Origin of the sequence: Hyunsoonleella rubra, from assembly GCF_042684665.1 — a bacterium.
Lineage (GTDB): Bacteria > Bacteroidota > Bacteroidia > Flavobacteriales > Flavobacteriaceae > Jejuia > Jejuia rubra.
In genome coordinates this window covers 38694-51484 of sequence record NZ_JBHULY010000028.1, presented here as the reverse complement: position 1 = coordinate 51484, position 12791 = coordinate 38694, and the positions used below count along the sequence as shown (strand labels likewise).

At 37.7% G+C, this 12791-nt stretch carries 11 protein-coding genes; 5 read left to right on the top strand and 6 right to left on the bottom strand.

Going from position 1 to position 12791, the window contains the following annotated elements; all coding sequences use genetic code 11:
- Positions 1–5 precede the first annotated feature (5 nt).
- The 6 genes from rplD to rpsL form a co-directional block, all read right to left on the bottom strand.
- Positions 6–635, bottom strand: a complete 630-nt coding sequence (gene rplD, locus ACFSR8_RS12695; RefSeq protein WP_380292597.1) for a 50S ribosomal protein L4 — start codon at positions 633–635, stop codon at positions 6–8.
- Positions 635–1252 (bottom strand): 50S ribosomal protein L3, encoded by a 618-nt coding sequence (gene rplC, locus ACFSR8_RS12690; RefSeq protein WP_380292595.1) that lies wholly within the window; start codon positions 1250–1252, stop codon positions 635–637. The genes rplD and rplC overlap by 1 nt, the downstream gene beginning before the upstream one ends.
- 171 nt (positions 1253–1423) lie before the next feature.
- On the bottom strand, positions 1424–1729 hold the full coding sequence (gene rpsJ / locus ACFSR8_RS12685) for a 30S ribosomal protein S10 (RefSeq protein WP_007650482.1): 306 nt from the start codon (positions 1727–1729) through the stop codon (positions 1424–1426).
- Between the two features lie 11 nt (positions 1730–1740).
- Positions 1741–3867, bottom strand: a complete 2127-nt coding sequence (gene fusA / locus ACFSR8_RS12680; RefSeq protein WP_380292592.1) for an elongation factor G — start codon at positions 3865–3867, stop codon at positions 1741–1743.
- A gap of 3 nt (positions 3868–3870) precedes the next feature.
- Complete coding sequence (gene rpsG / locus ACFSR8_RS12675; RefSeq protein WP_380292590.1) at positions 3871–4347, bottom strand: 30S ribosomal protein S7; 477 nt, start codon at positions 4345–4347, stop codon at positions 3871–3873.
- Positions 4348–4367: 20 nt separating this feature from the next.
- Positions 4368–4742 (bottom strand): 30S ribosomal protein S12, encoded by a 375-nt coding sequence (gene rpsL / locus ACFSR8_RS12670; protein ID WP_042245171.1) that lies wholly within the window; start codon positions 4740–4742, stop codon positions 4368–4370.
- A gap of 210 nt (positions 4743–4952) precedes the next feature.
- Between rpsL and ACFSR8_RS12665 the strand changes: the two genes are divergently transcribed.
- From ACFSR8_RS12665 to ACFSR8_RS12645, 5 genes are all read left to right on the top strand, one after another.
- Positions 4953–6671: a POTRA domain-containing protein gene (locus ACFSR8_RS12665; RefSeq protein ID WP_380292588.1), complete on the top strand. Its 1719-nt coding sequence runs from the start codon at positions 4953–4955 to the stop codon at positions 6669–6671.
- 306 nt (positions 6672–6977) lie between these two features.
- Complete coding sequence (locus ACFSR8_RS12660; RefSeq protein ID WP_380292586.1) at positions 6978–8543, top strand: carboxypeptidase-like regulatory domain-containing protein; 1566 nt, start codon at positions 6978–6980, stop codon at positions 8541–8543.
- Positions 8544–8580: 37 nt separating this feature from the next.
- Entirely contained in the window at positions 8581–10146 is a 1566-nt protein-coding gene (locus tag ACFSR8_RS12655) for a TonB-dependent receptor domain-containing protein (RefSeq protein WP_380292584.1), read from the top strand.
- Between the two features lie 14 nt (positions 10147–10160).
- The gene (locus tag ACFSR8_RS12650; protein ID WP_380292582.1) at positions 10161–11858 is read left to right on the top strand and encodes a SusD/RagB family nutrient-binding outer membrane lipoprotein; all 1698 of its coding nucleotides are present in this window, start codon (positions 10161–10163) and stop codon (positions 11856–11858) included.
- 14 nt (positions 11859–11872) lie between these two features.
- Positions 11873–12751, top strand: coding sequence for a hypothetical protein (locus tag ACFSR8_RS12645; protein ID WP_380292580.1), 879 nt, complete (start codon positions 11873–11875; stop codon positions 12749–12751).
- The last annotated feature ends 40 nt before the right edge of the window (positions 12752–12791 follow it).

Sequence of the window (12791 nt, the reverse complement as noted above, 5' to 3'; positions counted from 1 at the left end):
GATTCTTATTTACTCAAGTTTGATTCAATTCCTTCTAAAGCACCTTCTAAAAGTACTATTTGATTTGCATTTAAAATCTTATAAGTACTTAGCTCTGAATTAGTTATAACCTCAGAACCTTTTAAATTGCGCGATGACAAATATACATTATTATTCTGCCCACCCAACACAAACAAAGATTTTTTGCTTTCAAGGCCTAACGCCTTTAAAACTGCAGTAAAGCTTTTGGTTTTTGGCGCCTCAAAACTGAAGTCCTCTAAAACCGTAATAGCCTTTTCATTAGCTTTGATACTTAAAGCTGATTTACGGGCTAAACGCTTTACGTTTTTGTTCAATTTGAAACCATAGTTTCTTGGTCTTGGACCAAACATACGTCCACCACCTTTAAACACACCAGATTTGATGCTACCTGCTCTAGCAGTACCAGTTCCTTTTTGCTTTTTAATCTTACGTGTAGATCCAGTAATTTCACCTCTTTCCTTAGATTTGTGAGTACCTTGTCTTTGGTTTGCCAAATATTGTTTAACATCCAAATACACTGCATGATTATTAGGCTCGATAGCAAACACATCTTTAGAAAGGTCTGCCTTTCTACCTGTGTCTTTTCCGTTTATATCTAAAACTGCTACTTTCATTACTTCTGAATTGTTACATAAGCGTTTTTGTGTCCAGGCACACAACCTTTAACTACAAGCAAGTTCTTTTCAGGAACTACTTTTAAAACCCTTAAATTTTGAACTTTCACTTTTTCACCACCCATTCTTCCGGCCATTTTCATGCCTTTGAATACTCGTGCAGGATAAGATGCAGCTCCAATAGAACCTGGTGCTCTTAAACGGTTATGCTGACCGTGGGTAGCTTGACCTACACCACCGAAACCGTGACGTTTTACAACACCTTGAAATCCTTTTCCTTTTGATGTTCCGGAGATATCAACAAACTCACCTTCAGTAAAGTGCTCAACAGTGATAGCATCTCCTAATTTGTACTCCTCCTCAAAACCTTTGAATTCAACGACCTTGCGTTTTACAGAAGTACCCGCCTTTTTAGCATGACCTAAGTCTGCTTTAGTAGCGCTTTTTTCTGTCGCGTCATCGAAACCTAATTGAAGTGCTGAATAACCATCCACTTCTTCAGTTCTGACTTGGGTAACGATACATGGTCCAGCTTCGATTACTGTACAAGGAATATTCTTCCCGTTTTCATCAAAGATGCTGGTCATACCGATTTTCTTTCCAATTAACCCAGACATTTTTATTATTTATTAATTATTAATATTTCGTTGAACTTATGTTCAACATTCTTTTATAAAATTTCAGGGACAAAATACCTTTCGTCCCTGAAATGTATTTATCCGTTTTTCCCGCGACCGCATCGGTGGGACATGTTTTATAATTCTCAATTCAGAATTCTGAATTTCGAATTACACTTTTATCTCTACTTCAACACCACTTGGTAATTCAAGCTTCATCAATGCATCGATAGTTTTTGATGAAGAAGAGTAGATATCCAATAATCTTTTATAAGAAGATAATTGAAACTGCTCTCTTGATTTCTTGTTTACGTGTGGAGAACGTAGTACAGTGAAAATTTTCTTGTGCGTTGGTAATGGAATTGGTCCAGTTACTACAGCTCCAGTACTTTTTACTGTTTTTACAATCTTGTCAGCAGATTTATCTACCAAATTGTGATCGTAAGACTTAAGTTTTATTCTGATTTTTTGACTCATTTTCTTAAATTTTAAGCTTCAACGCCTTTTGCCGCTTTAATTACTTCTTCTGAAATATTAGAAGGAGTTTCAGCATAGTGTGAAAATTCCATTGTTGATGTCGCACGACCTGATGATAATGTTCTTAATGTAGTTACATAACCAAACATTTCAGATAAAGGCACAGTAGCTTTTACAGTTTTTGCACCAGCTCTATCACCCATGTCACTTACTTGACCTCTTCTTCTGTTCAAATCACCTACAATGTCACCCATGTTTTCTTCAGGAGTAATTACCTCAAGCTTCATGATTGGTTCCATTATAACAGCTTTTGCCGCTTTTGCAGCCGCTTTAAAACCAAGTTTTGCAGCCAATTCGAATGATAATTGATCAGAATCCACATCGTGGTAAGACCCATCCGTTAAGGTAACTTTCATTGAGTCCACCTCATATCCAGCCAATGGTCCGTTAACCATTGCCATTTTGAATCCTTTTTCAACAGAAGGAACAAATTCCTTAGGTACGTTACCTCCTTTAATCTCAGAAATAAATTCAAGACCCTGTTTTCCTTCTTCAGCAGGCTCCAAAGTGAACACGATATCAGCAAATTTACCACGTCCACCAGATTGTTTCTTATAAACTTCTCTGTGCTCAGCACGCTGTGTAATTGCTTCCTTGTACTCTACTTGAGGTTGCCCTTGGTTTACCTCAACCTTGAACTCACGCTTCAAACGGTCCACAATAATATCTAAATGAAGCTCACCCATTCCAGAAATAATAGTCTGTCCTGAAGCTTCGTCTGTTCTTGCAGTAAATGTTGGATCTTCTTCAGATAATTTAGCCAAAGCCATACCCAATTTATCCACATCAGCCTTAGTTTTAGGCTCAACCGCAATACCGATTACCGGATCTGGGAAATCCATAGATTCCAAAACGATTGGCGACTTTTCATCAGACAAAGTATCACCAGTTTTGATATCCTTAAACCCAACAGCTGCTCCAATATCTCCAGCTTCAATATACTCGATAGCATTTTGCTTATTGGAGTGCATTTGGTAAATACGAGAGATACGTTCTTTTTTACCAGAACGATTGTTCAATACATATGAACCGGCATCCAAACGACCAGAGTATGCACGGAAGAATGCCAAACGACCCACGAAAGGATCAGTAGCAATTTTAAATGCAAGCGCCGCAAATGGATCTTTTACATCTGGTTTACGAACAGCTTCATTACCTGTATTTGGATCAGTACCTACAATATTATCCCTATCTAAAGGAGAAGGCAAGTAACGACAAACAGCATCTAATAAAAACTGTACACCTTTATTTTTGAATGAAGAACCACAAATCATCGGAATGATAGCCATATCCATTACAGCAGCTCTAAGCGCAGCGTGCACTTCTTCTTCAGTAATTGAATCTTCATCTTCCATGAACTTCTCTAAAAGGTTCTCATCATAAGTAGCCACCTCCTCGATTAATAAAGCTCTATATTTTTTAGCTTCTTCTTCCAATTCAGCTGGAATATCAATAACGTCAAAAGTAGAACCTTGCGTTTCGTCATGCCACACAATAGCTCTATTCTTCACTAAATCAACCACACCTTTAAAGTCTGCTTCATCTCCAATGTTCAAAACGATTGGAACCGCATTAGACTTCAGCATATCTTTTACCTGCTGACAAACCCCTAAAAAGTTTGAGCCTTGACGATCCATTTTATTAACGAAACCAATACGAGGCACTTTGTAGTTATCAGCCAATCTCCAGTTAGTCTCAGATTGAGGTTCAACACCATCAACAGCACTAAACAAAAAGACTAATCCGTCCAATACTCTTAATGAACGGTTTACCTCAACGGTAAAATCCACGTGGCCCGGAGTATCAATAATATTGAAATGGTATCCCTTAGTTTCAGGAGTAGGCTGTCCATTTTGCAATGGGAAATTCCACGTACAGGTAGTAGCAGCAGAAGTAATGGTAATACCTCTTTCCTGCTCTTGCTCCATCCAGTCCATTGTTGCAGCACCATCGTGCACCTCACCAATTTTATGGGAAACACCTGTATAATACAAAATACGCTCGGTAGTTGTTGTTTTTCCTGCGTCAATATGCGCAGCAATACCTATATTTCTTGTAAATTTTAAATCTCTTGCCATGTCTTAAAATCTAAAGTGGGAGAATGCCTTATTGGCTTCCGCCATTTTATGAGTATCCACTCTTTTCTTCACTGCTGCACCTTCTTCTTTCGCTGCCGCTAGAATTTCCGAGGCCAAACGCTGTGCCATGGATTTTTCGTTGCGCTTGCGTGAATAGCTAATTAACCACTTCATAGCGGTTGATATCTTTCTATCAGGACGAATTTGCATTGGGATTTGGAAGGTTGCACCACCCACACGACGACTACGTACTTCTACGTGAGGCATCACGTTGGATAAAGCATCTTTCCAAATTTCTAAAGCTGATTTTTCGTCATCAGTCTTTTTAGCTTCTACGATATCAATAGCATCGTAAAATACTTTGAACGCTACAGACTTCTTACCGTCCCACATCATGTTGTTCACAAAACGTGTCACCAATTGATCGTTAAATCTTGGGTCTGGTAAAAGTGGTCTTTTTTTCGCTGCTCTTTTTCTCATGTCTTCTTCTTAAAGTTTAATTACTTCTTAGGGCGTTTGGCACCATACTTAGATCTGCGTTGGGTTCTTCCAGCAACACCTGCTGTATCCAAAGCGCCACGAACAACGTGGTATCTAACACCTGGTAAGTCCTTAACCCTTCCACCTCTAACCAATACTATCGAGTGCTCTTGCAAATTGTGCCCTTCGCCGCCAATGTATGCGTTAACCTCGTTACCGTTTGTCAAACGTACCCTTGCTACCTTTCTCATTGCCGAGTTAGGTTTTTTAGGAGTAGTTGTGTAAACACGAGTACATACACCACGTCTTTGCGGACAAGAATCCAAAGCAGCCGATTTACTCTTCTTGGTTATTTTGGCTCTTCCTTTTCTTACTAATTGTGAAATTGTTGGCATATAATTTTACTATAAAATTTTATTAACCTCTATTTAGAGGCGTGCAAAGGTAGAAATTAAAATGAATTATTCAAACCGTAGTACATTAATTTTGAGGAGTTTTTAAAATTAAATTTTTAGAGCATATTAAATCTGTGGTTTTTCCGTTAGATTTACACTTAAAAGACCGAAGTTTGAAGACGGAAGACAGAAGTACAGCAACCGTTTTCAATGATATATAGCTATACAATTACTGTGCATAAATCCCGCTTTTTACTCCTTATTATATGTATGTGTATTTCTTCGAAGGGATTTGCGCAAAATTTATACCTTAAAATATATGGTGAAACAGAAACCGAAACTTCTATTATTGATTCCCTCAGTTATGTCAAAACACATGAAAATTTCCTCTCGATACAATCTGAAGTCGACAGCTTAAAACACCAACTTAATAAAATAGGATTTATCGAAAACCGATTGATAGAACTCAAAAAGAAAAACGACTCCATTTTCAATGCAAAATTTCACCTAAAACAAAAATTCAACACCATATATATATACTACAATTCCAAAGACGTCAATTCATCGCTTTTAAATTCTATTTCTGAAAACGTAACGGACACATATTTCACCATAAATATTGAAGAGGCGGAATATGTTCTAAATTTCTTAAATTCAGAACTGACGAATAAGGGGCTTCCGTTTGCAAAACTGAAATTATTCCATATTCAAAAGAAAGACAAAGACAATCTTCGAGCAGATTTGAAAATAATATCCAATCAAAAGAAAAGAACCATTGATGATATCAAAATTGTGGGTTATGAGAAATTCCCAAAGTCGTTCGTAAAGCATTATTTAAAGTTAAAACCCTCTCAGATTTTTGATTTGGCAACTATCGAAAAGAAAACCGAGCAGTTAAACAACCTTAGATTTGCAAATAAAGTAAAAGCCCCCGAAGTTTTGTTTCAGGAAGATTCTACATCATTATATATATATGTAGAAAAAGCAAAAAGCAACACTTTTGATGGCTTTTTGGGTTTTGGTACGAATGAGGACACCAATAGATTAGAATTTGACGGTTTTCTCAACCTAAGGCTTATCAATAATTTGAATTATGGGGAATTATTTAGCCTACTTTATAAAAGTGATGAAAATGATCAGGACACTTTTGACGCAAGGCTCGAACTCCCCTATTTGTTCAGCTCCCCTATCGGGGTGGATTTAAATCTGAGAATCTTTAGAAAGGATTCCTCTTTCACCACCACTGACCAAAAAGCCAGAATAAATTACCAAATAAATGCATTACACAAAATTTCGGCCGGGATTTCAAGTACTGCATCCAGCAATCTAAGGTCAGAAAACATTGTGCTTTCGCTTCAAGATTACAACTCTACATTTTTTACCGCTTCATACGAATACTTAAAACCAACCTTTTATGATAGGTTGTTCCCTGTAAAATCAAACTTCTATTTAGAAACTAATTTTGGAAACAGAACATCTTCCGATATAAAAACGCAACAGTCATTGTTCGTTCTAAAGGCCTTTAACAATTTCAAACTGAATAGAAAAAACAGTATATATCTGAATGTGGATGCCGCAAATCTCATTTCGGACAATTATTTTGAAAACGAATTATTACGCTTTGGGGGCATCAACTCCATTCGGGGCTTTGAGGAGAATAGCTTGTTTTCATCTTTATTTGGCGTTTTGAACACAGAATACAGGTACCGTTTAAGTAATTCCATTTACATTCATTCCATTACGGATGTGGCCTATTTTGAAAATAAGACAACGGATATCAAAGAAAAACTTTTTGGTTTTGGCTTCGGATTTGGGATCCTAACCAATTCAGGTCTGCTGAAATTTAACTATGCCAACGGTAAAAATGAAAACCAAAAATTCAAATTGTCCAATTCCAAAATTCATATTAGTTTGGTAGCCCAATTTTAACCTTAAAGTTTCTATTCCAAACTAAAAAATTAACCTTATGAAAAAAACGATTTAGTTGATAAGGGTGTGAAATCAATGCACTTATACAAAAAGAGCGCAATTATTATGCGCGCATAATTAAATAGTAAGCAAATAAAAGAATTTACAGTAAATCCTAAATTTTGATAAATTTAATTGTAACAAATTCTCCTTTTTTTATAAAAAACACAATCAATTTGGAACCGAAACTTAAATTTTAACCAAATTTTATTGTTTAATTAACTTTATTTTATGATTTTTGACACGACTAATTCAAATAATTATAAAATGAAAACAAAGTTTAGTGGAATTCTAACGCTATTACTGGCGTTTGTCGTGCATCTATCTTTTGCACAAGAAAAGACAATTTCAGGTACGGTAAATGATGGATCTGGTCTGCCATTGCCTGGAACAACTGTCTTAGTTAAAGGTACAACTACTGGTACTTCTACAGATTTCGATGGTAAATACTCTATTACAGCAAACCAAGGTGCCACTTTGGTTTTTAGTTTTGTGGGGTATACAACCCAAGAAATTACAGTGGGTGCTGCCAACACAATTAACGTTACGCTCAAGGAAGATGCGGCGGCATTAGAGGAAGTTGTAGTAACGGCCTTCGGTATCAAAAGGAATCCGAAGAATTTAGGATATGCTGTTAGTACAGTTGAATCTGAAGAGGTGATTGAGAACTCTGAACCGGATTTAGTGCGTTCGTTAACAGGTAAAGTACCTGGGGTTGACGTAAATTTCTCTACTGGTGTAGCTGGTGTTTCCAACAGAATTCAAATTCGTGGTGCAACTAACTTAGGCGGTGGCCAACCACTTATCATTGTTGATGGTGTTGCTTATGACAACACGCAGATTACAACGACAAGCCAAACTACAGGTGGTGGTGGTTATGAATCTGGTATTTCATCGCTAGACCCTAATAGTATTGAGTCTATTAACATCCTTAAAAGTACGGCTGCGGCGGCTCTTTATGGTTCCAGAGCATCTAATGGTGTTATTGTTATTACAACCAAAGGTGGCAGTGCATCTGGTAATACCAACAGAAAACTTGATATCAGCATAAATTCGGGTACCTATTTCGAAGAAATAGCTAACCTTCCTGAATATCAAAATAAATATGGAAATGGGGTAAATTACAGTTATGTAAATGCAAATGGTTCTTGGGGACCTGCTTTTGACACCTTAGAAACTATTCCCACTTGGCCAAACTTGCTCAATGCATTTCCAGATCAGTTTGGTCCTACTGTGCCTTATGAGGCTAAGCCAAATAACGTAAAGGACCTATTTAGAACAGGGGTGGTATTAGACAACTCTATCTCTGCTTCATACGGTGGTGATAAAGGCAGTTTTAATGTAACACTTTCTGATTTACAACAAGAAGGTTATATTCCTTTTAACACGTATGACAGAACTTCCATTTCAGTTGGGGGTACTTTTAAATTATCGAATAATTTTACAGTTGGTGGTAATATGAGTTACTCTCATACCGATCAGGTTGGTCCTTTCCTGGGGAATAACCAATTTGCGGGATCTGCTGGTTCCTTTGCCCGTGCATTGTGGCTAGGAAGAACTTGGGATCTTAATTTACCTTACACCGATCCTGTTACCGGTGGTTCTGTTACTCCAAATAATGGATGGGATCACCCATTATGGGCTTGGGAGAATGATCAAATCATTACTGCAACTCATAGGACAGTTGCGAATTACAACATGTCTTATGAATTTAATGATAACATTTCTGCGTTATTCAGAATTGGTTTGAACAAATACGACTTAGAAAGAAAGCAAATTCGTCACCAATGCTTCAAGAGCATCTTTAACAGATGGTGGTTCGCTTCAATTTGATAACGCCACTAACGAAGATATTGAATCTACACTTCTAGTGAATTTTGATTACGACATCACAGAGGATATTGGTTTCAGTGCTATTGTCGGTGCAAACAGCCTGCAAAATTCTTTTAAAAGAGACACTTATAATGGTAGCACCTTTGTAGTTCCTGGCATTTATACTCTAAGAAATACTATTAATCAGGCCAGTGATTTCGATCTTTTTACTCGTAAGCGGAATTTTGGTGTATTTGGTGATGTAACATTCTCATACAAAGATTTTCTTTTCTTAAACGCAACGGGAAGAAACGACTGGAGTTCCACGTTACCTATAGACAATAGATCATATTTTTATCCATCTGTAAGTGGCTCTGTAATTTTAACAGAAGCACTTAACTTAAAAAGTAATGCGCTTACATATGCGAAATTAAGAGGTGGTTACGCCAGTGTTGGTCGGGATGCAGATCCTGAATTCTTAAATGTTGTTTATACCGTAGGTCAAGCATTTAATAGTGTACCTGTTATTAGTCAACAGAATTCAGCAGGTAACTTTGTGTTAGGGGATCAAGAAATTACTCCTGAGTTTACAGATGAATTGGAATTGGGTCTAGACTTGGAATTCTTTAATAGACGTATTGCTCTTGACTTTACATGGTACAAAAAAGTGACAACCGATTTGATCGCTGAGGTAGCTGTACCTAGAACAAGTGGTTTTGACGAATTTGTTACCAATATTGGTGAGATGGAGAATACCGGAGTGGAAATTGGTTTGACCTTGGTACCATTTCAAACAGAGAATTTCGAGTGGACTTCATTTACAACCTTTACAAGTAATGAAAATACTGTAACTGAGCTTGTTGATGGATTAGATAGAGTACAGCTGGCACCTAACCAAATTGCTTATGCGCAGGTAGGGGAGCCATTCGGTGTGTTCTATGGTACTCGCTTTGCAAGAGATGATGAAGGTAATTATCTTATAAATCAAGCAGGTGGTGGTATTATTCAGGATTTGCAAAATGGTGTAGTTGGTGATCCAAACCCTGATTTTAAGGTTGGCTTTATCAATACTTTTAGATATAAAAACTTATCTTTACGTACCCAATTTGATTGGAGAGAAGGTGGCGACATTCGTTCTATTAGTATCACCTCGCTTCTTGGTCGTGGTGTAACTAGAGATACCGAAGACAGGGAACGCACCTTCGTAATTCCAGGTTTCTTGGGTGATGGTGCTGGAAATCCAATTCTTGACGGTAGCGGGAATAAAATACCAAACACTACCCAGATTGACATGAACGAGCTGTATTTCTCTCCTGCCGGGGGTAATACATTTGGAATAAATTCAACGGATGAAGCCAATATTTTTGACGGAACTGTGTTTAGACTAAGAGAGGTGAGCCTTGCTTATGACGTGCCTGCCAACCTATTAAAGAAGACGCCGTTTGGAAAAGTAAGCTTCAGTATTGTAGGTAATAACCTTTGGTATTTTGCACCGAATGTACCAAAATACACGAATTTCGACCCAGAAGTAACTTCGTTTGGTAATGGTGCCGTTCAAGGTATTGAAAATACAACTGCCCCTACGGCCAAGAGGTACGGGTTTAAGGTTAATGTAACATTTTAAAAAAATAAAAAAGCATGAAAAATTCAAGTTTTAAGAAGTATTTTAAGTACTTTTTATCAGCACTCATCTTATCCGTTACATTCGGGTGCGATAAATACTTAGACGTCGATACGGATGAGGATAACCCAACCGTAGCGCCATTAAATCTATTATTAACGGATATTCAATACAATACCATTGCTAACGCAGGAAATTTCAATTTCTGGTCAGCAGATTTGATTTCGGTTTATACCCATCAGTTTACTGCTAGGGAAGAACAAGATCAATATGGTATTAAGGCTGATAACGTCAATTTAAATAATGAGTGGGAAAACACCTTTTTAGGGCTTAATAACCTTCAAACCCTAATATCTCAGGCTGCAGATCAGGAAAACCTAGTGTATTTAGGTATTGGTCAAATTCTCAAGGCTTATCTTATTACTTTAACGGTAGACTTATACGGTGATGTACCATTTACCGAAGCAACTAGCCTAACTTCTGGGGTTGTAAGTCCAGCCTTTGATGATGATGAGGCTATTTATCAGGCGGCTATGGATCTGTTAGATCAAGGTAAAACTAATGTGAACAGTGGTACAGGATTACTTCCAGGTGCAGATGATTTGATTTATGGAGGGGATGTAAATAAATGGACTAAGTTTGTTAACTCCTTAAAATTAAAGCTGTTTAATCAAGTGCGTTCTACCTCGCTTTACTCTCAAAGTGCTGTTGACGCATTAGTAAACGAAGGGAATTTCTTTTCGTCGAGTGCAGATGACTTCGAATTTGTTCATACTGCCAACATTGCTCCAACTGACGAGCGCAATCAATTGTTCCAAAGTGCTTATGGTGGTGCTCAAGTTACTCACTATATCAGTCCTTGGTTTTATGAGATCTTAATGGGAATGAATCCTAACATACATACTGGTATTGTTGATCCTCGAATTCCCTACTACTGGGTAAACCAGTTACAAGATGGTCAATTCCCAAGAGATCAAGGTGATACTGACACTGGAGACCCAAATGCGGATTACTGGGATAGATCTACAGGATTCTTTAGTATTCGTTTTGGTAGTATAGGACCTGACAGAGATCATGCGGTTCAAACTGATGCTACTTTCCCAGGTATTTTCCCATGTGGTGGAAGATACGATGACAATGCTGGATTTGCTCGAACTATAAATAGTGGAACAGGAGTGGCTCCAAAACGTATGCTTACTTATGATGAGTTACAATATGTTATGGCTGAAATGATGCATGCTGGCTTAATTGCTGGTAATGCAGGTGATCAATTAGAACAAGCCATTACCGATAGTTTTGCTAAGGTTGATAAAGTGGTTGCAGGTACTGGAACCACACAAACTGTACCTACTTTGTTAGGTACCACTGAAGCAACCGACTTTATAGCTGCTATCAGAGCTGAATTTGATGCTGCAAGTACTGAGAAGCAATTAGAGATTATTATGACCCAAAAGTGGACCGCTACATTTGGCGATCCAATCGATCAATACACAGATTACAGAAGAACAGGTTATCCTGTTTTAGCCGATCCTTCTGCTAACTCTGGTGAGTACCAATTAGATAACGGTGATGGTTGGCCTTTAGATGATACGTTAACAACGTTGAACAACCAATTCCAGACAGCAATGTTCTGGCCGCAAAACGAATTGGACCTTAATCAAAATGCTCCAGAGCAAAAAGATGCTACATCTTACAAAATTTTCTGGGATAACTAAAAAAAAGATGAATTATGAAAAATTTTAAGTATTTATTTTATTTGCTTGCTGTAACAGTTTTATCTGTTTCATGTGAGAATGATGGAGGAACATCCGTAATACCTTTAAATGACGGAGCCGTTCCTAACATGACCAAGTCTGCAACTACAGATGCCTTTTTTAATCTTATCAGGCTTAATAATGGGGAAAATGTTAGTGTATCATTTAACGCGGAAGTGGCTCAGGGTGCCCCTGCATCTGCCGACATTATCGGAATCTATAATACAGCTGACGGAAATACTTACAGCGCAACGTTATTTAGTGATGTATCTTTACCACAAGATTTTACAATTTCGATTAGCGATCTTGTTTCCGCCTTTGCCGAATTAAGCACCTCAGACGACATAAAAGTAGGGGATGCATTAACGATTTCAGCTCGATTTACAATGGCTGACGGTACTGTGCTAAATATCGTAAATGATGATGGGTCCAGTGGAACAGGTGCGAACATTCAAACTACCGTATTGTTTGCCACTGTTATTACTTATCCTGTGTCTTGTCCTTCAGATTTAGCAGGAGAATATTCTGCCATAACCAATGGGGACAATACAGATGGCCAACCACCTGCCGTAGATTTAGCTTATGATGTTACTATTACCGATGAAGGTGGAGGTATTTATACTATTTCCGACTTCCCTGCTGGAGCTTACATATTGTGGTACACGGTATATGGTTTAACCTTTGAGCAAACAGGTACTTTTACCGATGTTTGTGGATCTATTTCCGCTACATTCGCAGATGCATGGGGCCAAGAGGTTCCTGCTACTGGTACGGTTAATGAAGATGGTACAATAACTTTAACTTGGTCTAATCCTTGGGGCGATTTTGCTACTTCAATTTTGACAAAGAAATAAGGTTATACCTATAAAAATCAATTAATGTTCTTAATAACCA

Bases quoted from the DNA above. Each gene is read 5' to 3' on its own strand.
- rplD (WP_380292597.1), bottom strand. From the start codon at position 635: ATGAAAGTAGCAGTTTTAGATATAAACGGAAAAGACACAGGTAGAAAG.
- ACFSR8_RS12660 (WP_380292586.1), top strand. From the start codon at position 6,978: ATGAAAACAAAGTTTAGTGGAATTCTAACGCTATTACTGGCGTTTGTC.
- rpsJ (WP_007650482.1), bottom strand. From the start codon at position 1,729: ATGAGTCAAAAAATCAGAATAAAACTTAAGTCTTACGATCACAATTTG.
- ACFSR8_RS12650 (WP_380292582.1), top strand. From the start codon at position 10,161: ATGAAAAATTCAAGTTTTAAGAAGTATTTTAAGTACTTTTTATCAGCA.
- fusA (WP_380292592.1), bottom strand. From the start codon at position 3,867: ATGGCAAGAGATTTAAAATTTACAAGAAATATAGGTATTGCTGCGCAT.
- rplC (WP_380292595.1), bottom strand. From the start codon at position 1,252: ATGTCTGGGTTAATTGGAAAGAAAATCGGTATGACCAGCATCTTTGAT.
- rpsL (WP_042245171.1), bottom strand. From the start codon at position 4,742: ATGCCAACAATTTCACAATTAGTAAGAAAAGGAAGAGCCAAAATAACC.
- ACFSR8_RS12645 (WP_380292580.1), top strand. From the start codon at position 11,873: ATGAAAAATTTTAAGTATTTATTTTATTTGCTTGCTGTAACAGTTTTA.
- ACFSR8_RS12665 (WP_380292588.1), top strand. From the start codon at position 4,953: ATGATATATAGCTATACAATTACTGTGCATAAATCCCGCTTTTTACTC.
- rpsG (WP_380292590.1), bottom strand. From the start codon at position 4,347: ATGAGAAAAAGAGCAGCGAAAAAAAGACCACTTTTACCAGACCCAAGA.